Source organism: Paenibacillus sp. FSL R5-0749, assembly GCF_038595085.1.
In the GTDB taxonomy this organism is placed as follows: Bacteria; Bacillota; Bacilli; order Paenibacillales; family Paenibacillaceae; genus Paenibacillus.
Genome location: NZ_CP152005.1, coordinates 5146605 through 5173294 on the forward strand (window position 1 = coordinate 5146605; position 26690 = coordinate 5173294).

The following is a 26690-nucleotide window of genomic DNA, read 5'->3' on the forward strand; positions in this document are numbered from 1 at the left end:
CACTCCTGTCTAGTGAAGAACGTCTGCTCCCGAGGGTTAGTAGACGCCTTCCTCCCCGAATTTTTTGGCCAGCGTATTGGCACCAAGGACAAGCGCCAGCCCGACAACCGATTTGAACAACCCGACAGCAGCACTATAACTGTACTGTGCCTGGGTGAGCCCCTTCGTGTACACGTAGGTATCAAATACCTCGCCCACATCCCGGTTCGTCGGAGTCAGCATCAGGAAGATCTGTTCAAAGCCTGTATCCAGGAAATTGCCCAGACGCAGAATAAGCAAAATGACGATTGTACTGCGAATGGCCGGCAACGTAATGTGCCAGGTTTGGCGCCAGCGATTGGCACCATCAATCCGTGCAGCTTCATAGAGTTGTGTATCAACACCGGAAAGTGCAGCAAGGAAGATAATCGTGCCCCAACCGACTTCTTTCCAGATGGATTGTCCAACAATCATCGTACGGAACCATCCGGGTTCAAGCAGGAACGCCACTTTTTGTCCAGTCAGGTTATAGAGCAATTCATTAATCGCACCGCCCTCGGTTGTGAACAGCATGTAGAACACACCGACAACAACAACCCAGGAAACAAAGTGCGGAACATAAACAAGCGTTTGTACAAATCGTTTGAAGCGTTCACGGCGAACCTCATTCATCATGAGTGCCAGTACAATCGGCAGCGGGAAAAAGAACACAATGTTATAAATGGCGAGTAAAAACGTATTTCGAAACAATGTCCAGAACTGGGGTTCTCCGAAGAAACGCTGGAAATGTTTGAACCCTACCCAGTCACTTCCCAAGATGCCCTTGTAAGGCGTGTAATCTTGAAAAGCCATCGTGATGCCATACATGGGTATGTATTTGAAAATAACAAAGTAAAGCACACCCGGTATTAACATGATATACAGCCACCGGTTTTTGATAATGTCCCTCCACAGCAGGTTTTTGTCACTGCGGGTAGCGGGCCGTGTTCGAGCCGCCGTTTCGGCTTTCATAGTGTCTTCCTCCCCACATTGGAAACGATTACAAAAGATCACTTCCTGAATTCATATCTTCATTGTGGAGGATAAACCTATGACTGGCTATCGTCTCGTTTTAGCCTTTTGTTATTCCTTATGCAGCAAGGGTTTATCTGATTTCATTCACAGAAATGAAAGGCGCAATGAACTGCTTTTAACCTCCATATTCCTGTCTTAACTTCATGGATAAGTGTGGCCTTTTCCCTACACCTGAACATGAAAAAGCCTGCCTCCATGGCAGGCAGAACAGGCTTGTTTTATCGCTGCTGCTCCCGGTACTTGCCGGGGGTAGTTCCTGTGATTTTGCGAAACGTACGGATAAATGCGGTCGGATTGGTATAGTTTAATTTCTCTGCAATCTCCGATATTTTAAGATTGGTTGTTTGCAGCCAAGTCTTCGCTTTTTCCATACGATACTCTGCGAGATATTCCGTAAAATTGACTCCTGCTTCCTTCTTGAATACTCGACTCAGGTAGACAGGGTGAAAATTAAGCTCAGCGGCACAGGCCTCCAGCGACAATTCACGATCATAACGTTCCTCGATCAAACGAATCATGCGCCTTGCAATATTCATGTATTGAGATTCTTCCTGCTCTCGCCAAAAACGGATGACGGGCTGGAACAGCCGCTTGCGGAACCAATTGGTCATTTCGTCCAATGTGGACAACTTTAGCAGATGTGACATGGATGCTTTTTCACCCAGTACTTCAGCCACATCTCCACCTTGCTCCTGAACAAGCTGATATACACGAGACAATAGCTGAACCATAATGACGGGGTATTCACTGAAATGAAGCTTCTTATCGGCAAGCAACCCCAAATATTGCGTAAAATAGGCGTCTGTCTTCTCTTCATCTCCTTGCTTGAGCGCGGAAGCGAGCTGATCTTCAATCATCCGTAACTGGGTATACAACGCAGCCTCCATCTGACCACGTGGCTGTATATCCTCGTAATGCAAAATAATACGGCTGCCCAGACTTACCCGGCCTTGCAGAGCCTCGCGGCTCTCCTGGACCGCTCTTGGCGTATCACCAATACAAGTGTACGAACGACTGATGCCAATACTTACGGGCAGATTCAGATAGGTCACGACACGTTCGCGAATCCAGTCTGCCTGGGTGTGCATCCATTCCTTCAGCTTCACCTCATCCGTGAGTTCAGAGGCAAGTACGGTGACTTGGGCATCATCCAGCATGACCGGGGTGAACCGAACTGCAGAAGGAAGGAGTTCACCTACCATATTGTTGACAGCAAACAGCAGCAGGTCCCGATCCTGTTCCTCATATCGGGTTCCTTCCAACGTATCCATCTGGAGCATGAGTACGCCAAGGCTTGCCCACCCGGTCGGGAAGTCATACAATTCTCCCTGATATCTGAAATCTTCTTCCGAGATTTTGCCTGTTAGCAGTTTGGTCATAAAAAACTCTTGGAGATGTACATGCTGCCCCTTCATCTGCTCACGCATCGTTTTCTCCGAACTGAACAAGGTTGACAATTGCTCCTCAATATAGATAAATTCATCCTGACGGCGTGCTGATGGAATAACTGGGGAATCCAGCCCTTTCGTAAATTGCAGCAGTCTGGAGATCGGTGAATACATCCGCCGACTGCCGTATATGGCGACCAATCCCGTTACACATAACATGACCAGTGTAGCGACACCGGTAACCAATGCAATTTTCTGTGATTGGGCCGTGATCTGCCCAAGGGATACAACGGACACGTATAACCAGCCATTAAGTGGAGATTGCCTATAGCTAACCGCCACTTGGTTACCTTCCACCTCCGAGCTAAAGAACCCCTCTGGCTGGCCTGTCGTTTGCACCATTTCATCAATTTCCTTATTGAGCATGTCATATTTCCCATCTTGCTGCACATCGTTTAGAAAATACTTCTGCTCCCGATCCAGAACGTACATATCTCCGGAATTCGCATTTCGGCTCAAAAATGTACTTATTTCCGTATCGGCGATATCAATCACAAGAAATCCCTTTGGTTTCACATTCGTTGGCATCATCGGGATTTTGAATACCATACTGACCACATTATCCGATGAAATGAGAGTAGGTGCCTGTTCGGGTGTCAGTTCCCCCATGCCAGCTGACACGGGTACACTTTCTTTGGCTGAACTGGCATTTTGAGTGACCCAGAACAGGCTGTTAGTGTAGGTCAGATAAGAACCAATCCGGTCCCGAATGCTGAAATCATCCAATTTGCCAAAAGAACGCATCGAAACAACCCAATCTTCGTCCAGATTAACCAGATAGGCTTGGTCAATGTTCGTAACCGCTTGCAAGTTGTTAAAGCCCGACGTCAGGTCACGAATCTCCTGAAAATCGCTGCTGTCCAGCGGTTTCTTCATCGCCTGAAGTACCAGGGGTGAATTGACATACTGAATGGATGATAATTGCAGGCTGCGCAGAACTTGTTCTACCCGCATTTGGGTCTGATGCAATATCTGAAGGTTGCTTTCACGCACTTTCTGCTCAATGTCACGTGATGCAATCGTGTACGAGACCGAACCAATAACAATAACGGGAAGGGCTCCGAGGATCAGGGTAAAGCAGAGCAAACGCAGTAAATACTTAGGCAAAAAGAGCATCCTCCTTTAATATGTATGTTTATTATATTAAATCGCTTTCATTGGATTATTTTACTATTGTTATTTTAAAACCCATTCTTATTCAAGTCCACTCATTTATTCTAAGGTTGACTTCAAACCAATTTCCAGTTTATATTGGTTGCATATTCCTCAATCAAAGGAGAGATTTTTAATGTCGGTGAATGTTCTTAACTAACCAAGTTTCATATTCAGGAGTTTGGCCTTTCATTGCGCTTGTGCCCACATGGCATACGTGTATTTCATGATGCGCCAGATCCCTGTACTTAGTTAAGAACAGCGGATATCATAAATCGCCTCCGGGATTGTCATTGTCCGGGTCTATTTCCGCGCTGAGTTCAGCGCGGATTTTTTAATATAGACCTGTAGCGGACTTTGCTTTCCCATATATTTAGGGCGGAGAATGACGTTTGTTCATTCTCCGCCCTTTTTGCGTTTTCCAGGAATATGTTTCGCGTGTCAACTGCAATCCCAATTCAAATTCAAGGAGAGATTACGCATGAATGAGAGCACATTAAACAGTCTGGGTTATCCACAAATTCAAAAAAATGTTGCAGACTGCGCCCTGTCTTATCTGGGCAAACGTTATGCCAGAGAACTAAAACCGATGGTAGATGCTCGCCTGATCCAGCTGCGCCTGGAAGAAACAGCAGAAGCGGCTGCGTTGATTCGTTTCGGGGCCAGTATCCCCCTCCCTTCACTCGACGGAATGGAAACGATTATGGATCTGCTTGGCACCGGTTATCTATTCAGTGAACGTGACTTCAGTCATCTTGCTCAGTTCCTGCGGAGCTGTGCACAACTCATGAAGTACATGGAGGGCAAATCTGACGCCGCTCCCACCGTTAGTCGCTATGCAGCATCCATGATTCTGATCGAACCTTTGCTGCGTGAGATCGAGCGCTGCATCCATAGTGGACGCATTCAGGATCAAGCAAGCAAGGAGCTGACTCGTATTCGCAAAAAAATGACGGTGAATGAGGAGCGTATGAAACGAAAGATTGATTCTCTGGTGAGTAAACATCGTTCCATTATGCAGGAGCATGTCATCAGCCAACGCGGAGGAAGAACCGTTCTGCCTATTAAGAAAGAGTTCCGCAAACAGGTGAAAGGCAGTGTGCTGGATGAATCCGGAAGCGGGCAAACCGTATATATTGAACCTGTTGAGTTAGTAAGTCTGCAGATGGAATTGGCCGCTCTACAAGCGGAGGAGTCCCGAGAGGAGATGAGAATTCTCGGTGATTTAACCTCTCTGGCCGAATCGTATAACCGTGAAATCGCACTGAACACCGAAACGGTTGGTGTATTGGACTTCCTGTTTGCCAAAGCCAAATATGCGGCCACCATGGACGGACGTACCGTTCAAGTCAATACTCAGGGCCACATCAGCCTTCAACGTGCACGTCATCCGTTCATGGGTTCTTCCATGGTTCCGCTTGATTTTGCCATTGGCAGGACGTACTCGTCACTCATTATTACGGGCCCGAATACCGGGGGTAAAACGGTCGCACTCAAAACCCTTGGTTTGTTAACCCTGATGATGCAATCCGGTTTGCTTATTCCGGTGGAGGAAGGTGGCGAGATGGCTGTTTATAACGAGGTAGCGGTTGATATTGGTGACGGGCAGAGTCTGGAACAGGCGCTCAGTACATTCTCAGCACACATTCGCAATATGATTGGCATACTGGAACAGGCCAATACGTCAACCTTGGTGCTTATTGATGAGATGGCTTCCGGCACAGATCCCGGTGAAGGTGTCGGACTGTCCATTGCCATGCTGGAGGTGTTGCACAGCCGCGGAGCAACCGTTGTGGCGACAACCCATTTTGGTGAAATCAAACATTTTGCTGCGGCCACGCCAGGATTCGAAAATGCCCGTATGGAATTTGACACCGTTACTCTCCAGCCGCTGTATCGATTGCGTATCGGAGAAGCTGGTGAGAGCTATGCTTATTCCATCGCATTAAAGCTAGGCATGCCACAGCGAATTATCGAGCGTTCCAAGTCCCTGTCAGATCAAAGTATTTCGAAAGATCGTACAATGGTGTTCACGTCACCTCCTATGGAAACTCCGATCCTGACGCCGGAGCGTTCCGCTAAGGAGGCAGACGACCCGACAGAGTTATCCAAGCTGAATCAGTTGAATCAGACGAAGCAATCCAAAGATTCAATCGGTCTCCACAAACAGAGAACAACCAGAGAGTCGAATTCTCTTGCTCCTGCCAAAACGTTTCGCAAAGGGGATCGGGTGTATGCGGCCTATCTGAATCAGTCGGGAATCGTATGTGATGTGGAGGATAGCCGTGGAAATATCGGGGTCATGCTACGTGGACGCAAAGTCAAAATCCATAAAAAACGCCTGACCCTGCATATATCTGCCGATGAGTTATATCCGGGTGACGATTATGATCTGGACATTGTGCTGGAGACAAAAGAAAACCGCAAGAAACGCAAATTAATGGGACGTAAACATGTGGATGGCCTGCAGATTGAACTACCGCCTGAAGAATGAATAACCCCTGGGAGAAACAGATGTGGTGGTAAACTGGAAGTCATATATACACAGTGAATTCCATAATCACTGACGCATTTCTGTTATACTGGGAGCAGTATGTTCAACTTCAGCTCGTAGCTATTCCACAGGGAGGGAAGAACTGTATGTCTGCAGAACAAGACGATCAAGAGCACATCCCTATCGATGTTCTTGTCTGCCCATTATGCGGTGAAGCTAATCGCTGTTCTTATGCCGCAGGACATCCTCATTCGGAATGCTGGTGTAACCGGGCTACTTTCCCGGAGGGTGTATTTGACCGCATTCCGGCAGAACAGCGCCGAAAATCGTGTATATGTCAGCGCTGTTTGGATGACTATGCCGATAAACATCAACCAAAAGAAGAGCCACACAGTTAACAACTGTTTGGCTCTTCTTCATTATGCCTAATCTATATTGTTAGCTGGCTACCGCTGCTCTTACATTTGGTTATACTGGGCAACAGCCTGTTCAAGCACCGGATGATGCTCATCCATCGACGTGTAATGGTGGAGCGCAGCTGTAATTCCCTTCTGGCGAATCATGTCCTGTAGTTCCACTGCTTCCGGATCGTCGGAGACATCGAACTTGCAGGCTGCTGCCATGCCCATAGCCAGATAGATCGTTTCGGTTCCATCCGCATATGCCTGAAGGGCAGGGCGAACCAGACGATCATTCGGAGACAATTTGCGCAGCGGGGAACGACCAACACGAGTAACCTCATCAGTGAGATACGGGTTGACGAACCGTCCCAATATTTTGACAATATACTGCTCATGCTCTTCCGGGTTGAATGCAAAACGCTTCACCAATACTTTTCCGGTTTCCTGCAAAGCACCGTATACAATCGATTTCACTTTCTCGTCGGCAATAGCCTTCTGAATCGTGTCATACCCGTGTACATGACCGATATATGCTGCAACGCAGTGTCCTGTATTAACCGTGAACAGCTTCCGTTCGATATAAGGCTCCAGATCATCAACGTATAGAATGCCCTCAACCGGTTTGAATGCCGGGGCCATCTGGGAACGATCCACCACCCACTCGTAAAAAGGCTCCACCTGTACATGCAGAGGATCTTCATGATGCTGGATAGGCACGATCCGGTCTACGGCCGAATCTGGAAAATACACATACTGATCCGCAAGGGAACGTGTCTCATCATTGAGCAGAGCATATACATGCTCTTTCAATTGTGTACTGGCTCCAATTGCGTTCTCGCAAGCAATAATGTGAAGAGGGTTTTGTGCAGGACCAGAATTCAGTCTTTTTTTAAGTCCCTTCGCAATACCTGGTGCAATATGTTTCAGTACGCCCACGCCCACTGCGGTTGTGATCAGATCAGCTTCCACAACGGTTTGGGCAACCGTCTCCAGCTGAGTTCCATCGATCGCATTTACGCCTGTCACGGTCTCCTGATCCTTGCTCTCGTTAGCCAGTTCCACCGTATACTGACCCCGTTGCTGGAGAGTGGTTACCAATGTCTGATTCACGTCTGAAAAAATCACCTCATACCCTGCCCGGGAGAGGATTAATCCGATAAAACCGCGTCCAATGTTACCTGCGCCAAAGTGTAGGGCCTTCATAGCTCCATTTCACTTTCCAGAATAGCGATAACTTCTTCGGCTGTTTTCGCGAGACGCAGGGCCTCCATGTTCTCATCCTCAGCACAGATCACCGCAATGCTAGTCAAGATCTCCATATGTTCCCCGCCTTGAGCCGCGATACCAATGACCATATAAGCCTTCTCATCGCCAAAATCAACACCCTGTGGGTACTGAATAACGGAAATGCCTGTGGATAAAATGAATGCTTTGGATTCCTTCGTACCGTGCGGAATCGCAAGTCCGTTCCCTACATAGGTTGAGACAATCTCTTCACGTTCAATCATCTTCTCAATGTAATCAGCGGTAATATGTCCCGCATCCTTCAGAATCTGTCCTGCCATACGAATCGCTTCGTATTTGTCCTGAGCCGTCGCATTCATGATGACTTTATCTGTTGTTAACATACTCATAGTGGTTGACCTCCAATTTCGGTTTTACTGCGATAGAATCCAACGAGTTCCTGGGAAAGGTAATGAATGAGTTCATCCCTGATTCCCTTTTCCAGCAATGTAATCATTTCTTCCTGCAATAACAGGGCGCTAATCTCACTGAGAACCTCCAGGCTTTCCTTGGATAATTCTCTCGGACCGAGCATCAAAAGAACATGGGTAACTCCTGCCGGATCATCCGGCGTACGAAGAAGTGGTTCCGTGAGCTGAAACAAGCTAATGGACGGCCTGTATATTCCCTCACTTCGTGTATGAAACAGAGCAAGTCTTGTGCCGGGAATCTTCTGACTCCCCACTGCTTCACGTGCCTCCAGCCGTTTTGCGATCTCCTCTGGCTCCTTCAACACGCCCGTTCCATGGAGCACGTTGCACATCGCATACACCGTTTTATAGAACCCGATATCCTGATTATCCAGCGGGTACACCTGAAACTTGCCGATAATTCGGACGATTTCAACTAAAATAGCTTCCATTCCATCAGGGTCTGAGTAACGACTTGTTGTCTGAACCTCTGCTTCACGGGGCTTATTATGCTGTCGTTGTAATGTTGTTGTTCGGATAAAATGACGCAGACGTTCGCTCTCTTCTGCCGTAAGCAGTGGACTCACTTTGTAATACTGATGCTCATCCATCGGCAGATCGACCGTCGATAACACCAGATCATACTGATCTGTAGGTATCCGGGCAGCTTCATACCAGGACACGCTATCCATGATTCGAATCTCGGGAATCTCCTTGGACAATCGGCTGGATAGCATGCGCGATGATCCAATTCCGCTTGTACACACGATGATCGCCCTGATCTCCCGTTTCAATGTACGCAACCTCTCGATGGAAGCCCCAAAGTGCATGACCAAGAAACCAATTTCCTCATCCGGAACGTCTGTGCCTGGCCAAGCTTGCCCAACAGATTGTTTGACCTCTTCGAACAGGGAGTCATAATCTTTGCGAATCTGCTGCAGTAGCGGATTACGTATCATCTGTTGCCCTTCAATTCGCTCCATTACAGGTTGCATATGACCAAGCAGACCTTCACGAAGCAATCGATCCTCATGAAAGGTGTAATGCGTTCTTGCCTGCATCTGATCAATCAGTGAATGTACCCTGTCCAGTAAAATCAAGTCGTCGATTGGCAACAGCCGCGAAGAGTGAATTCGCTGCTCTGTCTCAACTAATAATCTGTGAAAATAAGCTTGCTCATCCTGGGAGAATGTCAGCCCCAGTTGAGTGGATAACACACCGCATAAGCGGGAAGCCATATAAGGTGGAACCTTCATCTCATCCTGCTCTGCAGTTGCATCTTCCATGTTCTCTCGCGGAGAAATACGGCCAATGCCAAAGCCTTTACGAATACGTACAACTGCGACGGATAATTGAATCAGCAGCTTCATGTATTGGCGTTCCGGGATGTTCTCCAGCCATTCGATATCTGGTTGCCATAACGCATTTTCGATCGTAAGCACATCACCGTGTCCAATCATATCCAGCAATTTTTGGTTTACGATGGAGCCACCTTGTTCAGGTTGTCTTCCGAACAGGTCGGATTCATCCAGAAATTCCAAAGCAAGTGCAGCTATGGCTGTGCGATGAATCGTCTCACTCCCGTTAATCTTGACGCCATATCCACGTCTGCGAACCAGCTTCAGTCCCGCCTGACGAATCCGTGACTCCAGATCATCCAGATCTGTGGTTACGGTGGATACGGTCACTTTCAAATCCGAAGCCAGAGCGAGTAATTTCACAGGCTCCGCTTCATCAAGCAGGATGCAAAGCATGAAGAGCTTACGCTCTTCCGGCGTAAACTCTACATATTCTTTACCCTCCAGTTGCTGGCGCAATACAGCCAGATCATCGGAACTGGCATCAATTCGGATACCGGTTCCTGATTTTTTTTCCAGCCTCATGCCCAAAGGTTCAAGCCATTGTTCAATCATTTGCAGCTCCCGGTGAACCGTTCGGGTACTAACCTTTACTTCAACGGCAATTTCACCGGCAGTGACTTCATGTGGATGCTCCAGCAGAAACTCCACGATTTCACGTTGTCTTTTGGTAATACTCATATCTCAGCCTCCGGCTCAGGGAAAACGATTGCGCGCAATTACTTCAGACGTTCAACAAGCGCATCGTATTCCGGGCTTTTTAGGAAGTTGTCGATGGATATATGTTCTGCGTTCGGCGCAACGGAGCGGGCACGATCGGTTAATATTTGTTGTGTGATTACCACATCTGCATCCGGCGGGATATCACTGATGGCCGTATTGGTCACCGTAACGTCAATCCCCTCTGCCTTCATCTTCTTGCGGAGAATGGAAGCACCCATGGCACTCGACCCCATGCCTGCATCACAGGAGAAGACAATCTTCTTCACATCTGTTTTCACTGTAGAAGAAGCCTTATCTGAAGCTCTGTCTGCTTCACGATGATTATTAGCCGTAATGCCCGCGTTTGGCACGGTTCCTTGACTCTTCATGTCTTTCATCCGACTGGATGCGGACTCCAAATCTTCGTCCTTTTGTTTACCCGTTTTCAGCAACACTGCTGCAATCAAGAATGAAACGACTGCTGCTACAAGCACCCCTGCGAGCATTGGCAGGTATCCACCTTTTGGTGTTAACAGGAAATACGCGATAATACTACCCGGTGATGGTGCCGAAACAAGTCCTGCTCCGGTGAGCATGAATGTTAATGTACCTGCGACGCCACCCGCGATTGCGGCAAGAATCAGAATCGGTCTCATCAGAATATAAGGGAAGTAGATCTCATGAATTCCCCCGAAGAAATGAATGATAACGGCACCTGGTGCAGAAGATTTGGCCATTCCGCGTCCGAAGAAGCAGTAAGCAAGCAAGATACCAAGTCCCGGACCCGGGTTGGATTCAAGCATGTATAGAACAGATTGTCCTAATTCTCTTGCCTGATCTGTTGCAATTGGTGTCAGAATACCGTGGTTGATTGCATTGTTCAGGAACAACACTTTACCTGGTTCGATAATCAGGTTGACCAGCGGTAGCAAGCCCAGATTCATCAGACCTTGCACACCGGCAGACAATACTTTGCTAATCGCTTCTACAGCTGGCCCAATACCCAGTAGAGCAAAAATCCCCAAGATCCCGCCAATAATACCGGCTGAGAAGTTGTTAACCAGCATTTCGAATCCGGCTTTAACTTTACCTTCGATTGATTTATCGAACTTTTTGATGATCCATGCTGCCAGTGGTCCGGCAATCATGGCACCGAGGAACATCGGAATATCACTACCCACGATGACCCCGATGGTCATAATGGCACCTACGACACCACCACGCTGACCATGCACCATCGTACCCCCGGTGTAACCAATTAACAGTGGCAGCAAATATTTAATCATCGGATCGACTAGCTGTGCTAGTGTCTCGTTAGGGAACCAGCCTGTTGGAATGAACATGGCCGTAATTAATCCCCAGGCAATGAACGCTCCCATATTCGGCATGACCATACCACTCAGGAATCGGCCAAAACGCTGCACACCTACCCGTAGTCCACCTTTGGAATTGGACGATTGGTCCAAATTACTCATTGTATTATCCTCCTTGGATCAAGTGATTATGATTTATGAAAAGGGTATCATTTCTCCCCTGCTGTAATCCTAAGCGAGAATGCTCTCCTGTTCAATGAAATGAAAGCGTACTTTCGTCATGAACAATGATGACAACATTAGGTTATGTAATCGTTTTAACCGATGCATAATGGCTGAACCCATTGGTACACAAGGTTTTTCTTGCCTATGACTTTTGTCATTTCCAAAATCATTTTCTAACCTATAGTTTGGTCCAAGCAGGTGATTTACATCCCCAATCTGCCTCGATCCCTATTCAAAACTATTCCTCGAAAGCACAAAAAACCTGTGCAAGCATCCGGCTCACACAGGTCGAAACAATATGAAGCTTATTTCATTTTTTTATAAAGTATATGTTAATAAGTACAAGCTCGTTGACCCTATTCTTCCGTATGTTTACGATACGCATCTGCATTCATCAATGTAGACAATGCTTCTGTAAGATCTCCCTCAACACGGATCTCAATCATCCAGCCTTCCTCGTAAGGAGAACTGTTCACAAGTTCAGGTGAGTCCTGCAACGAATCATTCACTGCAATAATTGAACCTGTGACGGGAGAGAACAAGTCCGACACCGTTTTGACCGATTCAATCGTTCCAATGCTGTCTTCTGCTTTTACATTGGATTCAAGGTCAGGCAATTCCACAAACACAATGTCACCCAGCTGATGCTGCGCGAACTCGGTAATGCCAATACGTACAGTATCCTCCCCTACGGTTTGCACCCATTCGTGCTCTTCACTGTACAGGAAATCACTTTTCAATTCGCTCATCGATATCCGCCTCGCTTTTCATTAATGAGTGCATGCGTTCTTTGACCTTAACCTTTTTCCCAGAACATAGCGTATGATATTTCGGATTCAAATGTCAAGATACCTCACAATTTATTTGATAACGGCCTCTCCAAACCGTAACCTAAATACACTCTTTCTACATATACTGGTGAAAACTAGAATAGTAAGCGCAGTCTTTTTAAATACACGAACAATATAATTTAAAATACAATAAATATTCGGTTTTAATTCAATATCAATGATATCGTTCTTGACATCAGTAGTGGATTCACGTTTTAATGAGGAGAGTAAATGTGTTTATTGGACTATGTTATACCCGCGGATGAATGTAAAGGGAGAGATTACCCGTGACACCCGATTCGGGATGTACATGAGGTAACGCCGAAGGAGTAAACCACCGATAAGCGGGGGTGAATCTCTCAGGCAAAAGGACTTTTACGGGACGCAACTCTGGAGAGCATCTATTCGCCCTGTACGGGCGTTATGATCACCCAAGGGGAAACCTGTTGTACAATACAGCGGGGTAACTCTCAGGTACAAGGGACAGAGCCTTAGAATACAGCGTGCTACTTGGCATGCCGATTCTTTGGCCTGTCCTTTTCCTTTTTCCCAAAAAAACGAAAAACAGGATTTCAATCGGCGCTGCCATAGCTGCCTTACCATACTTATCTACGAATGACCTCTAGCTGAAAAATTAAAAAATACCCTGGTTCATTGATCCACGATTGCATATTCGGCCGTTTGACGGCCCATGACGAGGTGATTTGATGTCCGATTTGCTTAGAACACCACTCTTTCCCCTGTATCAGCAATACGAAGGCGTACGGTGCATTGATTTTGGAGGCTGGGAGCTTCCGGTGCAATTCAGCGGAATCCAGAAAGAACATGAAGCGGTACGTGAGCGTGCTGGACTGTTTGATGTATCCCATATGGGCGAATTCACTGTACAGGGTGAGCAGGCTGAAGTTTTTTTGCAACAAATGACAACCAATGATGTAACCACGCTGGTTCCCGGTCAAGCCCAGTACACCCTGATGTGTTATCCAGATGGTGGTGTGGTGGATGATCTGCTCGTGTATAAGCTGGAAGATCAGCATTATATGCTCGTCGTTAACGCCTCCAATATCGACAAGGACTGGGCTTGGCTGCAAGAGCACTTGATCCCTGGCGTAAACATGACCAACGATTCGGAGCAGACGGCGCTACTCGCCCTGCAAGGTCCACTGGCTGTGGATATTATCGGAAAAGTTACCGAAACGGATGTATCCACGATTGAACCGTTTCGTTTTGTGCAGGATGCCGAAGTCTGTGGAGTAAAATTGCTGTTGTCCCGTACCGGTTATACCGGTGAAGATGGCTTTGAACTATATATTCCAGCAGATCAGGCCGCTACCGTCTGGAACGGATTAATGCAAGCCGGCGAAGGTCACGGACTGGTGCCAACCGGACTTGGTGCAAGGGATACGCTGCGTTTTGAAGCCAAGCTGCCTCTGTATGGGCAGGAATTATCTGCAACGATCTCTCCGCTAGAAGCTGGCGTTGGTATGTTTGTGAAACTGAATGCTGGACCTTTTATCGGACACGAAGCCTTGTTACAGCAAAAAAATGACGGGCCCGCCCGCAAACTGGTTGGCATCGAAGTGCTGGAGCGCGGTATTCCTCGCCCCCACTATCCGATTTACGCCGAAGGCGTACAGATCGGTGAAGTGACAACAGGCACGCAATCACCTACATTGAAGCGTAATCTGGGGCTTGCCCTCATCGACAGCAAATACGCTGCGCTGGGAACCCCGCTTGAGATTGAGATCCGAGGGAAGAAACTGAAAGCCGAGGTCGTAAAGACCCCTTTTCATAAACGGACACGTACGTCAAAGACACTTACTCAAGGAGCTGATCAATCATGAGCAAGCACCGCTACATTCCCATGACAGAACAGGATCAGAGTGCCATGCTCGCAACCATCGGTGTGGATACGCTGGAGGAACTGTTTCAGGACATTCCTCAGGAGATTCGTTATCAGGGCGAGCTGCCCGTATCCTCCAAACTTGATGAATATGCGCTGACACGGCACATGTCCAAACAAGCTGGTGCCAACGCCAATTTCGAAACACACGCCAGCTTCCTCGGCGCAGGCATATACGATCATCATGTTCCTTCCGTCATCAATCATGTCATTTCACGTTCCGAGTTCTACACTGCCTACACACCTTATCAGCCTGAGATCAGTCAAGGTGAACTACAGGCCATTTTCGAATTTCAATCCTACATTTGTGAATTAACCGGTATGGCTGTAGCCAATGCCAGTATGTATGACGGCGCAACCGCCTTTGCTGAAGCAGGTAATCTGGCCGCAGCGGCAACTCGTCGCAAACAGCTTATCGTATCCCGTACCGTTCATCCGGAAGCCCGTCAGGTATTGCAGGCGTATGCGCACGGACTCCGTCTGGAGATTATCGAGATCGGTTATAAGGATGGGGTCACGGACTGGGATGCCCTGCAAGCCGCCATATCGGATGATACCGCAGCTGTCATGATCCAGAGCCCGAACTTCTTTGGTGCCGTGGAAAATGTAAAACAAGCGGCTGACCTTGTGCATGCGCACAAGGGCCTGCTCGTCGTAAGTGCTAACCCGCTATCGCTGGGTCTGCTGGAAGCCCCAGGCAAGCTGGGTGCCGACATCGTCGTTGGCGATGCACAGCCCCTCGGCATCGCCGCTTCACTCGGCGGCCCGACATGCGGATATTTCGCCGTATCCCAGCCTCACATGCGCCGAATTCCTGGCCGAATTGTAGGCCAGACAACGGATCGCAACGGCAAACGTGGATTTGTACTCACACTGCAAGCGCGTGAACAGCACATTCGCCGCGAAAAAGCGACATCCAACATCTGTTCCAACCAGGCTTTGCTTGCGCTCAGCGCATCTGTATATATGTCCATCATGGGTAAACAAGGCATGATCGATGTCGCGGATCTGAATCTGCAAAAGAGTCATTACACCTTAAATACATTAACTGCGATTCCCGGCGTTAGCCTGACGTTTAAGGCGCCAACATTTAATGAATTTGTGATTAAGCTGCCTGAAGGAACTGACATCGATGCCCTTCAACTAAAACTGCTGGATGCGGGCTTTATTGGCGGCTATGAACTTGGACGTGATTATCCGGAGCTTGCCGGACATATGCTTATTGCTGTTACCGAACGACGTAGCAAAGAAGAGATCGACGAATTTGCACGAGTATTGGAGGGATCGCTGTGACTCAGGAAACGACAACAACGACAACATCGATAAAAGGACAAGGACAATCTGAAATGGGTGCCTCTGTCTCCACTCCGGCTCAATCTGAGACAGCTACAACATTCAGCGCACAGACCTTATCTCCTGCTCCGGAACAATCATTGATCTTTGAACTCAGCAGCCCTGGACGTGTCGCTTATTCCCTGCCGGAATGTGACGTTCCTCGTCAGGCTGTTGATACGTTGATTCCCCGGGAAATGCTCCGTTCGGAAGCAGCGGCACTGCCAGAAGTATTTGAGGTAGATGTTATCAGACACTATACTGCGCTGTCCCGTCGTAATTTCGGCGTAGATAACGGATTTTATCCGCTGGGTTCTTGTACGATGAAATACAATCCGAAGATTAATGAGGATGTTGCACGTTACAATGGTTTCGCCAAAATCCACCCTTATCAGCATGAATCCAGCATTCAAGGTGCACTTGAACTGTTATATACATTGCAAAATGACCTTGCGGGGCTGACAGGTATGGATGCGGTAACCCTACAACCAGCCGCTGGTGCCCATGGAGAATGGACTGGACTTATGATGATTCGTGCGTACCACGAAGGTCGTGGTGAACAACGTACCAAAGTCATCGTGCCCGATTCATCTCACGGGACCAACCCGGCAAGTGCAACCGTTGCAGGATTTGAGACCGTGACGATTCCATCCCGCGCAGATGGACTGGTTGATCTGGACGCACTCCGTGCAGCCGTTGGTACAGATACAGCCGCATTGATGTTAACGAACCCGAATACACTGGGTTTGTTCGAGAAAGACATTCAGGAGATTGCATCCATCGTACATCAGGCTGGTGGCTTGCTGTATTACGATGGCGCGAACTCCAATGCCATTATGGGGATTACCCGTCCGGGTGATATGGGCTTTGACGTGGTGCATCTGAACTTGCACAAAACGATGAGCACGCCTCATGGCGGTGGTGGACCTGGTGCCGGACCCGTCGGGGTGAAGAGCCGTCTGATCCCGTTCCTACCTAAACCGATGGTGATCAAGAATGATGATGGTGTGTATTCACTGGACCGTGAAGGAGATCAATCCATTGGCCGGGTCAAAGCGTACTATGGCAACTTCGGTATTTTGGTACGTGCCTATGCCTACATTCGCACCTATGGACCGGAAGGCTTACGCCGGGTATCTGAGTGTGCGGTACTGAATGCCAACTATATGATGGCCCGTCTCGCACCTTACTACGAGATTCCGTATCCAGGGGTATGTAAACATGAATTCGTCATGTCTGGTCGGGGATTGAAGCAGTATGGTGTGCGTACACTGGATGTTGCCAAACGATTACTTGATTTTGGATATCATCCGCCAACGGTGTACTTCCCGCTCAACGTTGAGGAATGCATCATGATCGAGCCAACAGAAACCGAAAGCAAAGAAACACTGGATGGGTTTATTGATACGATGATACGGATTGCCAAAGAAGCGGAAGAGACACCAGAGTTGGTACTCAACGCACCTTACGGAACACCGGTCACTCGTCTGGATGAAACAACAGCAGCTCGTAAACCTGTACTGAACTGCGCTTGCAGTTAATCCAATCATTGTTCTCACAGAAGCTCTTGCTGACATTCCAATCAGCAAGAGCTTTTCTAATGTCTTCCCTCCGAATCAGATTATCCCGCTCATAACAAAAAAAGCCGATATCCACAATGAATCGCGGATATCGGCAAAATTGCTGCACGACTGCAGCTTTTTATCGGAAAAAGAAACCCTTAAAATCGGGTGGAAACCCCTTAAAATTACATTATGCTTGAATGCTTTGAACCAATTCAACGACTTGTTCAGCCGTTTGCATATCCAGAGCTTTAGCAGCCAGTTCTTGCATATCCGCACGGGACAGCTTGGTGATCTGACTACGAGCTGGCAGAATGGATGTTGCGCTCATGCTGAACTCATCCAATCCAAGGCCGAGCAGCAATGGAATTGCTGTTTCGTCTCCTGCCATCTCACCGCACATGCCCACCCATTTGCCTTCACGATGCGCTGCATCGATAACCATTTTAACCAAACGCAAAATGGCTGGGTTGTAAGGTTGGTACAGATACGATACACGTTCGTTCATACGGTCTGCAGCCATAGTGTATTGAATCAGATCGTTCGTTCCGATACTGAAGAAATCCACTTCTTTGGCAAACTGATCCGCGAGAACTGCAGTCGAAGGAATTTCGACCATGATTCCGAGTTGAATGCTGTCAGAAACAGCAATACCTTCAGCAACCAGCTTCTCTTTCTCTTCGAGCAAGACAGCTTTTGCTTCACGGAATTCACCCAGTGTTGCGATCATTGGGAACATGACACGCAGGTTTCCATGTACGCTTGCCCGCAGCAATGCACGCAATTGTGTACGGAAGATATCCAGACGGTCCAGACACAGACGAACTGCGCGGAAACCGAGGAATGGATTCATTTCTTTTGGCAGATCCAGATATGGAAGTTCTTTGTCTCCACCGATGTCGAGTGTACGAACAACAACAGGTTTGCCTTCCATTTTTTCCAGTACCGCTTTGTAAGCATTATACTGAATGTCTTCGGAAGGAAGCTTGTCTCTACCCATGTACAGGAACTCGGTACGGTACAGGCCTACAGCCTCGCCGCCATTCTCCAGAACACCCGTTACATCATTTGGTGTACCGATATTGGCTGCAAGTTCAACATGAACGTTGTCCACGGTTACTGTTGGCTCATCACGCAGTTTTCTCCACTCTGCACGTTGTGCATCATACTGTTCCTGTTTGGTACGGTATTCAGCAATAACTTCATCAGTAGGGTTAACCAGTACGTGACCATCCAGACCATCAACAATGATCATATCGCCTTGTTTTGCTTGAGCCAAGATGTCCTTGGTTCCAACAACAGCTGGAATTTCAAGAGAGCGAGCCATGATTGCTGAGTGAGAAGTACGTCCACCAATGTTAGTTGCGAAACCTTTAACAAATTGGCGATTCAATTGAGCCGTATCGGAAGGCGTCAGATCCTCCGCAAGCACGATCACTTCTTCATTGATCTCAGCCGGACTCATGAAGTCGATACCAAGCAAGTGATTTAGCACACGTTTGGTAACGTCACGCATATCTGCTGCACGTTCCTGCAGGTAGGCACTCTTCATGTTCTCAAACATGGAGATAAATTGCGATGCCGTTTCATTCAAAGCATATTCTGCATTGATCATGTTATCAGCAATACTCGCTTTAACCGGATCAATCAATTCCGGGTCATTCAAAATGAGCAAATGCGAAGCAAAAATCTCTGCTTTTTTCTCGCCAAGCTCTTGTAAAGTACGCTCTTTGATCGCCTCAAGCTCAGCCTGGGACTTGCCCAGTGCTGAGTCGAGTTTTGCGATCTCTGCGTCAACGTCGTTAATTTGGCGTTTTTCTACAGAGTAGTCAGGATGCTCCAAGATAAACGCCTTGGCGATAGCAATACCCGCCGAAGCCGCGATCCCGGAGACATTAAGCATTAATTTCGCCCAACCCTTCGTTAACCATAACGTCAGTCAAAGCTTGAAGAGCTTCAGCTTCGCCTTCGCCTTCAACGATAATGCTGATGGTGTCGCCTTGTTCCAATCCGAGGGAAAGAACACCCAAGATGGATTTCAACGTTACTTTTTTACCGTTAGCTTCTGCAAAGGATTCTGCACCTTTGAATTTGTTTGCTGTATTAACCAGGGCTGTCGCCGGACGTGCGTGGATACCATCTTCGTCTGTAATTCTGAATGTTTGTTGCATTACAATCATCTCACTTTCAGTAGTTTGGTTTAGGCATTGCATATATTTACACTTGCTTGCCATCGTCGTAACACTTCTTATTTTATCTCAATGATTGGCTGATCGCCAACTTTGAGCACTCCACTCTTCTTCAGGGTTACTGTGGAGCCCTCTGGCAGGTTGGTGAAAATAACTGGCGAAATGATCGATGGAGCGTTTGCTTTCACATACTCCAGATCCACTTCCATAATCGGCTGACCCGCCGATACCAGATCACCTTCCTGTACCAGTACGTTAAAGCCTTGACCCTTCAGCTTCACCGTATTGACACCTATATGAACAAGCACTTCCTTGCCTCCGTCGGACATGATGCCCACGGCGTGTTTGCTTGGAAATACATTAAACACCTTACCATACACAGGAGAAGTTATTGTACCATCATGTGGCAAAATTGCGAATCCATCACCTGTCATTTTCTCAGCAAAGACTGGATCAGGTACATTCGTAATGTCCATCAACTCACCATTGACTGGCATGACGATGTCCTCAGCAACGATACGCTCGCCTTGCTCACCTTGTGCCTTCTCCTCTTCTGGAGTTGGTTTGGCTGCTACTGGCGTTGGTGCTGGTGTTCGTCCTGCAATAATATCCTGCATTTGAGATTTGATCGTGTCGGAACGTGTTCCGAAGATGGCTTGAACATTATTACCCACTTCAAGCACACCAGATGCACCCAATTGTTTCAAACGATCTTTTTTCACATTGGATTTCTCATTAACTTCAATCCGCAAACGAGTAATACAAGCGTCCAGATGTTTGATATTTTCCTTGCCACCGAAAGCTTCGAGAATATTATGGGGCAGATCATCCGTTGAACCGGACCCTCCACCAGATTCGGTTTCAGGCGTTGCATCTTCACGTCCTGGTGTTTTGAGATTGAATTTGCGGATGATAAACCGGAAACCGAAGTAATAGATTACCGCGAGAATCAATCCGACAATAATAACGTCCCACCATGGTGTACGGTTTGGAATAATACCAAAGATCAGGAAGTCAATGAACCCACCGGAGAAGGTCATACCGATCTTCACACCCAGAATTTGCATGGTCATGAAAGACAAACCTGCAAAAATACAGTGTACTGCAAACAGGATTGGTGCTACAAACAGGAACGAGAATTCAAGTGGTTCTGTAATCCCTGTCAGGAACGAGGTCAGCGCAGCTGAACCCATGATACCTGCAACATACTTTTTGTGTTCCGGTCTTGCTTCATGGTACATCGCAAGAGCGGCCGCTGGCAAACCAAACATCATGAACGGGAATTTACCAACTTGGAATGTTCCCGCTGTGAGGTTAACACCATCACGCAATTGATTGAAGAAGATTTGCTGGTCACCACGAATGACATCTCCAGCTTTGTTCACATACTCACCGAATTCAAACCAGAATGGGGAGTAGAAAATGTGGTGAAGACCAAACGGAATTAATGACCGTTCCACGACACCGAAGATAAATGCCGACAATGTCGGGCTTGTATCGACCATGAAGTGAGACACAGCATTCAATCCATTTTGAATTGGTGGCCAGATAATCACCAGAACTAACCCCAACAAGAGGGAAACAACCGAAGTGACAATCGGAACAAATCGTTTACCTGCAAAGAAACCCAGGTAGGACGGCAGTTCAATTTTGAAAAATCGATTGTAACAGAGCGCGGCGGCAATACCTATGATAATACCTCCGAACACGCCTGTACTCAATGTTGGGATACCCAGAATGCTGGCATAACCCGGTACTTCGCCGATCATTGCTGGTGTAACCCCTACGGCTGTACCCAGTGTGACGTTCATGACCAGATAACCGATGATGGCTGCAAGACCCGCAACCCCTTCGCCACCAGCCAATCCGACGGCTACACCGACGGCGAACAGCAATGCCAGATTGTCGAATACGATCTGCCCTGCGTTCATCATAATTGTTGCGATCGAGTTCACCCAAGGGGTGTCGAGCGCCGTTACATATTGCAAGAAATCTGGATTAACCAGCATGTTACCGATTCCAAGCAGCAATCCTGCCGCAGGTAGAATGGCTACAGGCAACATAAGAGCTTTACCTACTCTTTGCAATACACCAAAAAGCTTTTTAAACATCGCGTCGTATCTCCCTTTCGTCTAAGTTATATGTCGTGATGCAAGCAAGGAAACACAAAAAAAGGCATGAATTAATAAAGTGAACTGTGCCAACCTTCGGGTATAGCATACCCTGTATAAGGTAAGAACAATCACACTCAAATTAACTCATGCCTGATCGAGTCAGTAACACGTCGCTTATGTTTATTCAGTTGCTTGATTACGGACACCATTGTAGCACCAGTTCTAATCTATTGCAAGCCTTTACACCAAAAAAATCAATCCGTCATTCCATCACTGGTCACTTATCCTCTTCTTCTTTCCGTTGATTCAGCCGTTGCAGGTGAATGGTTAGATAACCTACCTCTGCAGGATAAACAGGCAGATTCAGTCTTTTCTCCATCACTTTGGTCAGTTTCCATGCAAGCGAGTACATTTCGGGATACTCCAACTTCAGCAGGGAATCCAACTTATGAAGCTCTTCCACTTTGTCTCCACGGCGAACACGCTCAAGAGCGAAACGAAGATGAGTCAGCAAACGAGAGTAATCAAGCGATTCCGTTTCAAACGAATAATCGAGTTGATTAGACACCAGGTTCACCAAATCAGTGATCAATTGAGAATGCTCACGTACTTGGGATATATTTTGATTGGTCATTGCACTATAGATATGGAGCGCAACAAAACCAATCTCGTCCATCCCGAGATCTACACCCATTCTCTCTTTGATCAGACGAACCGCGTAATCTGCCATTCGATATTCTTCCGGATAAATCTCGCGAGTCTCATATAAAAATGGATTTTGTATGACAATACCCTGCTCTTTGCGTTTTAACGCGAAAGAAATGTGATCGGTTAATGCAATATGGATATGTTCATTCAGAGGAACATCTGTACGCTCTGCAATATACGTAATAACTTCGTTAATAATCTCGATCAGCGCTTCATCCACCTGTGGAAGAAGCTGTTTGTACTGCTCTTGCTCCTGCTGGTTTTTCAGAATAAACATTTTTTCCACAGCCATCAATGGAATGTGATCACTTGGTTTTCGGTTAAAGCCAATGCCTTTTCCAATAACAACGACTTCCCCGTGTTCAGGATGCTGTGCAATGATTACATTATTATTTAGCGCTTTATCTACATGCAGGCTGCTCATTGTTTGCACCTCTTTTTTCACACCATCTTAGGTGCGATTAAGTCACACCCTGTTACGAACGAAAAGACACCCGGAGCGGGCAATCCGCGCCGGACGTCTCGCTTAAAAAGTAACAAAAATTCGCCTTAAGGTCAATAGAGCAACCATGCAAGATTTGAAGTACTTCTTACTCGTCAACCCCAGCTCTCTCCACAATCTTGTCGATTATAGAAGGAGTTGTAACAGCCTCGCTCTGTTGAATGGCAACTGGAGCAGGTGTTTTGGACTTGGTAAGGCCTTTAATCAGCTGCTCTACATCGATGCCGGATACACTCTTCAGCATCTCTGGAGCCGTCGCCATAAGTTCGGTAACATAATTACTCACTCGCGCTGCACCTTCACCTTTACCTGTATCTACCACCGTCAGTTTATCAATAGATGCAATTGGCTCTGCAATTTTGCCAGCCAGTTCAGGCAGCATTTTGACAATGATATCGAGTACAGCCGCTTCGCCAAACTTCTGGAACGCCTCGGCCAGTTTTTCCTTCGCTTCGGCTTCAGCAAGACCACGCAAACGAATAACTTCTGCATCCGCTGTACCTTTGGCAAGTTCTGCATCCGCCATGGCCTGACCTTCGAGTCGCTTCTGTTCAGCTGTTGCTTTGGCATGTGTTTCAATGGAATACTGCACAGCATCGGCTTCCCGCATTCTTTTGGCTTTATCCGCCTCGGCAGCCTGCTCCACCGCATAACGATCCGCTTCTGCCTTTTTCTTCACTTCAGCATCATATTGCTTCTCACGTACGACAATTTCTTTTTCCTGGAGATCGATCTCACGTTCTTTACGAACGAGTTCAACTTTCATTTCTTCTTCCACTACGGTTTGTCTAGCACGTGCTTCATGGATATGGTATGCCTGATCAGCTTCCGCTTTGGCTGTATCCTGATCCCGCTTAAATGTGGCTACTTTCAGTTCCTTCTCTTTGGCTGCCTCGGCGATATTGGTATCACGCAGCAACTCTGCTTTTTGACCCTGCTCTTCTGCATTGGCCTTTTGAATACGTGCATCACGCATCGCTTCCGCTTCGGCAATTTCTGCATCACGCTTCACAGCAGCAATTCTCGGTTTACCGAGGGCATCTAGGTAGCCCTGTTTATCACGTACGTCCTTGATGGTAAATGAAACAATTTGCAGTCCCATTTTCTTCAGATCTCTAGCGGCTACGCCTTGAACCTCTTGCGCAAACCGATCCCGGTTCCGATATACTTCTTCTACCGTCATTGTACCGAGGATGGCCCGCAAATGCCCCTCCAGTACCTCCTGTGCTTCGCTTCTCAGCGCTTCTACAGGTTTACCGATGAATTGCTCAGCTGCCGTAGCAACGTCTTCTACAGCGCCTCCAACCTTGATAATAGCTACACCGTCAGCAATAACCGGAACCCCTTGCTCCGTGTACACTTCAGGTGTAGAGACATCCAGCTTGTGGGACAACAAAGAGATGAACTCCGATTGCTGGAACACGGGCAGGATAAATGCACCGCCACCACGAACAATTTTAATTTTTCGGCCAGAATCATCATCGGAGATATTCTTGCTACCCAGGAAAGACCCCGTAACGATCATCGCTTCATCCGGTCCAACCGTTTTGTATCTCGCCCAGAAAGCCAAGCCCAGAATCAGTATTACAGCAACCACAACTATAGGAATCAACAATACATCCCAATTCAAATTCAAACTATCCATTCCACATCTCTCCCCTTATTCATTCATGATGAGTGCTTAAAACTACTTAGGTGACAAGAATACTTTATAAATCTTTAAGTACATTTTCATCCCATTCCGACACACGCAGTACGCCATCTACGACATCCACAACAACAACACGGGCTCCCGCCGCAATGGGGAGGTGTTCAAAACTGGATGCCGTTTGAATCGTACTGCCGGATGCAAAGCGGATCATTACTTCACCAAACCCTTTTTCCGGCACAGGAATGGTAATTTCCCCAATTTTACCAGATAACTCTTTCATTGAAAATGCAATCGAGACATCGCTGTTACGCATCGGCTTGATATATGCGAAGAATACCAGCATGGCTGCAGCAATACCTATAAGCAGGGATAATATTAGACCCGACATCACACTTAATGAACTGTAACGTGTCAGCATAATGCCTGCCCCACCGAAGGTTGTAATGGAACCAGCTAACACAACGGGTTTGAAAAAATCAAGACCTGGCATCTCAAAAGCCCCGTCCAGCAAGCCGTCAATCAAGTCACCCAGCACCAGGCTGACAACCGCAAATATGGCCCCTCCGATCAGACACCCCCAATAGATCGTCTCCATCCCCTGTTCCTCCTCTCTCTGCCGCAAATTCATCCTAACTGGGCATTCCACATGTAAATAAATACGTAGCTAACATCAAAATGTTTCAAAATCTTTCCTCAAATGTATTCTGGAGCCGATAATGGGTATTATCACGACATTCTTTACTTCATGCTTCAAGATCCTCCATCATTCGCGTACGCATCCAACACATAGAAAAACCGCAAGCCCCCATAAAGGAGACTTGCGGCTATTGGACCTCAGGATGTGTCCGTTCACTTGTCAGTGATTATAGAATTACAGAGAAGCCTTGTAGATGGATACAACATCTTCCCGTTGCAGTTTCTTGAAGTTACCAAATGGACCAAACAACATAGCTTTATCAGCCATAACATCGATCTGGCTATCATCGATATCGTAATCAGCCAAACGGTTAGGGGCACCGATGGATGTCCAGAATTGGCTCAGCGCATCGATACCTTCTTCGGCAATCTGTCTGTCCGACTTGCCTTCAGGATTTACTTCGAATACATTAATTGCCAGACGTTTGAATCGATCCACATTGACATCCAGGTTATGTTTCATCCAGTGCGGGAACAAGATCGCCAGTCCGCCACCATGCGGGATATCATACACTGCGGATACCGCGTGTTCGATATTATGTGTTGCCCAGTCTCCTGCGAGACCCATATTCAGCACACCATTCAATGCCATCGTTCCGCAATACAGAATCGTTTCGCGCAGTTCATAGTTCTCCAAATCCTCAACCAGACGAGGTGCTGCTTCCATTACCGTACGCAGAATCGTTTCACAGAAACCGAGTTGAACCGGTGTGTTGGCATCCAGATGGAAATAATGCTCCAATACGTGGGACATCATATCCACCATACCATATACTGTTTGGTCCAGTGGAACAGTGTATGTATTCACCGGATCCAGGATGGAGAATGCAGGGAATGAGTATGCACTACCCCAGCCCAGTTTTTCTTGTGTATCCTGATTTGTAATAACCGAACCGGAGTTCATCTCTGAACCCGTTGCTGCCATCGTTAATACGGTACCAAGCGGAAGAGCGTCTTGTGCAACGGCTTTGCGCTGAGCAAAATCCCACATGTCGCCATCATATTTAGCACCTACAGCAATCGCTTTGGAGCAGTCCAGTACACTACCGCCACCTACAGCGAGAATCAGGTCAATGTTATTCGTTTTGCAAAGGTCTACCCCTTTATGCACTGTAGAAAGACGTGGGTTAGGTTCAACGCCTGCCAGTTCAGTCACTTCTGCTCCAGCTTCCTTAAGCAATCCGATCACTTGATCGTACAGCCCACTGCGTTTGATACTGCCGCCACCATATACAAGCAGAACCCGTTTACCGTATTTCGGCACTTCTGTCTTTAATGCTTCCAGTTGTCCTTTACCGAATATCAAACGGGTTGGATTATAGAATTGGAATGATCTCATATCTATTGTCGCCTCCAATGGAGT

At 47.3% G+C, this 26690-nt stretch carries 19 protein-coding genes and 1 riboswitch; of the genes, 5 read left to right on the forward strand and 14 right to left on the reverse strand.

All coding sequences use genetic code 11. The annotated features are described in order from the left end of the window. Window positions 1-36 precede the first annotated feature (36 nt). Complete coding sequence (locus MKY85_RS22980) at window positions 37-990, reverse strand: sugar ABC transporter permease (protein ID WP_017686861.1); 954 nt, start codon at window positions 988-990, stop codon at window positions 37-39. 281 nt (window positions 991-1271) lie between these two features. Further along, a complete protein-coding gene (locus tag MKY85_RS22985) occupies window positions 1272-3608 on the reverse strand; it encodes a helix-turn-helix domain-containing protein (RefSeq protein ID WP_342570854.1) in 2337 nt (778 codons plus the stop codon). Window positions 3609-4134: 526 nt separating this feature from the next. On the opposite strand from MKY85_RS22985, the gene MKY85_RS22990 reads away from it, so the two are divergent. Next, window positions 4135-6147, forward strand: a complete 2013-nt coding sequence (locus MKY85_RS22990) for a DNA mismatch repair protein MutS (protein ID WP_342570855.1) — start codon at window positions 4135-4137, stop codon at window positions 6145-6147. A 146-nt stretch (window positions 6148-6293) separates the two neighbouring features. Next, entirely contained in the window at window positions 6294-6545 is a 252-nt protein-coding gene (locus MKY85_RS22995) for a cysteine-rich CWC family protein (protein ID WP_339236887.1), read from the forward strand. Between the two features lie 60 nt (window positions 6546-6605). Here MKY85_RS22995 and MKY85_RS23000 read toward each other — a convergent pair whose 3' ends face one another. The 5 genes from MKY85_RS23000 to gcvH all read right to left on the reverse strand — a co-directional run bounded on the left by MKY85_RS23000 (window position 6606) and on the right by gcvH (window position 12589). Beyond that, on the reverse strand, window positions 6606-7751 hold the full coding sequence (locus MKY85_RS23000) for a mannitol-1-phosphate 5-dehydrogenase (protein ID WP_342570856.1): 1146 nt from the start codon (window positions 7749-7751) through the stop codon (window positions 6606-6608). Continuing rightward, a complete protein-coding gene (locus MKY85_RS23005) occupies window positions 7748-8182 on the reverse strand; it encodes a PTS sugar transporter subunit IIA (protein WP_339236891.1) in 435 nt (144 codons plus the stop codon). The genes MKY85_RS23000 and MKY85_RS23005 overlap by 4 nt, the downstream gene beginning before the upstream one ends. Then, window positions 8179-10281 carry a BglG family transcription antiterminator gene (locus MKY85_RS23010; protein ID WP_342570857.1) on the reverse strand — a complete coding sequence of 701 codons (2103 nt, stop codon included), beginning with the start codon at window positions 10279-10281 and terminating at the stop codon, window positions 8179-8181. Before MKY85_RS23010 ends, MKY85_RS23005 begins: the two co-directional genes overlap by 4 nt. Window positions 10282-10319: 38 nt before the next feature. Next, entirely contained in the window at window positions 10320-11777 is a 1458-nt protein-coding gene (locus tag MKY85_RS23015; RefSeq protein WP_339236896.1) for a PTS mannitol transporter subunit IICB, read from the reverse strand. A gap of 419 nt (window positions 11778-12196) precedes the next feature. Next, entirely contained in the window at window positions 12197-12589 is a 393-nt protein-coding gene (gene gcvH / locus MKY85_RS23020) for a glycine cleavage system protein GcvH (protein WP_342570858.1), read from the reverse strand. Window positions 12590-12932: 343 nt separating this feature from the next. Further along, a riboswitch (glycine riboswitch) is annotated at window positions 12933-13055 on the forward strand. Window positions 13056-13377: 322 nt separating this feature from the next. Here gcvH and gcvT point away from each other — a divergent pair. Genes gcvT through gcvPB form a run of 3 tightly spaced genes read left to right on the forward strand, consistent with a single transcriptional unit; the run spans window position 13378 to window position 17446 of the window. Next, window positions 13378-14514 (forward strand): glycine cleavage system aminomethyltransferase GcvT, encoded by a 1137-nt coding sequence (gcvT, locus tag MKY85_RS23025; RefSeq protein WP_342570859.1) that lies wholly within the window; start codon window positions 13378-13380, stop codon window positions 14512-14514. Further along, on the forward strand, window positions 14511-15866 hold the full coding sequence (gcvPA, locus tag MKY85_RS23030; RefSeq protein ID WP_339256941.1) for an aminomethyl-transferring glycine dehydrogenase subunit GcvPA: 1356 nt from the start codon (window positions 14511-14513) through the stop codon (window positions 15864-15866). The genes gcvT and gcvPA overlap by 4 nt, the downstream gene beginning before the upstream one ends. Continuing rightward, on the forward strand, window positions 15863-17446 hold the full coding sequence (gcvPB, locus tag MKY85_RS23035; RefSeq protein WP_342570860.1) for an aminomethyl-transferring glycine dehydrogenase subunit GcvPB: 1584 nt from the start codon (window positions 15863-15865) through the stop codon (window positions 17444-17446). The genes gcvPA and gcvPB overlap by 4 nt, the downstream gene beginning before the upstream one ends. A gap of 211 nt (window positions 17447-17657) precedes the next feature. Here gcvPB and ptsP read toward each other — a convergent pair whose 3' ends face one another. The 7 genes from ptsP to MKY85_RS23070 form a co-directional block, all read right to left on the reverse strand. Further along, entirely contained in the window at window positions 17658-19370 is a 1713-nt protein-coding gene (gene ptsP, locus MKY85_RS23040) for a phosphoenolpyruvate--protein phosphotransferase (RefSeq protein WP_339236905.1), read from the reverse strand. Continuing rightward, window positions 19363-19638 carry an HPr family phosphocarrier protein gene (locus MKY85_RS23045; RefSeq protein WP_036617010.1) on the reverse strand — a complete coding sequence of 92 codons (276 nt, stop codon included), beginning with the start codon at window positions 19636-19638 and terminating at the stop codon, window positions 19363-19365. The genes ptsP and MKY85_RS23045 overlap by 8 nt, the downstream gene beginning before the upstream one ends. Before the next feature lie 77 nt (window positions 19639-19715). Further along, window positions 19716-21767, reverse strand: a complete 2052-nt coding sequence (gene ptsG / locus MKY85_RS23050; protein WP_253440114.1) for a glucose-specific PTS transporter subunit IIBC — start codon at window positions 21765-21767, stop codon at window positions 19716-19718. A 280-nt stretch (window positions 21768-22047) separates the two neighbouring features. After that, window positions 22048-22902: a PRD domain-containing protein gene (locus MKY85_RS23055; RefSeq protein ID WP_342570861.1), complete on the reverse strand. Its 855-nt coding sequence runs from the start codon at window positions 22900-22902 to the stop codon at window positions 22048-22050. Between the two features lie 166 nt (window positions 22903-23068). Further along, the gene (locus tag MKY85_RS23060; protein WP_339256947.1) at window positions 23069-24625 is read right to left on the reverse strand and encodes a flotillin family protein; all 1557 of its coding nucleotides are present in this window, start codon (window positions 24623-24625) and stop codon (window positions 23069-23071) included. Between the two features lie 64 nt (window positions 24626-24689). Beyond that, window positions 24690-25226 (reverse strand): protease, encoded by a 537-nt coding sequence (locus MKY85_RS23065; protein ID WP_342570862.1) that lies wholly within the window; start codon window positions 25224-25226, stop codon window positions 24690-24692. A 276-nt stretch (window positions 25227-25502) separates the two neighbouring features. Next, window positions 25503-26666, reverse strand: coding sequence for an iron-containing alcohol dehydrogenase (locus tag MKY85_RS23070; protein ID WP_339236914.1), 1164 nt, complete (start codon window positions 26664-26666; stop codon window positions 25503-25505). Window positions 26667-26690: the final 24 nt, after the last annotated feature.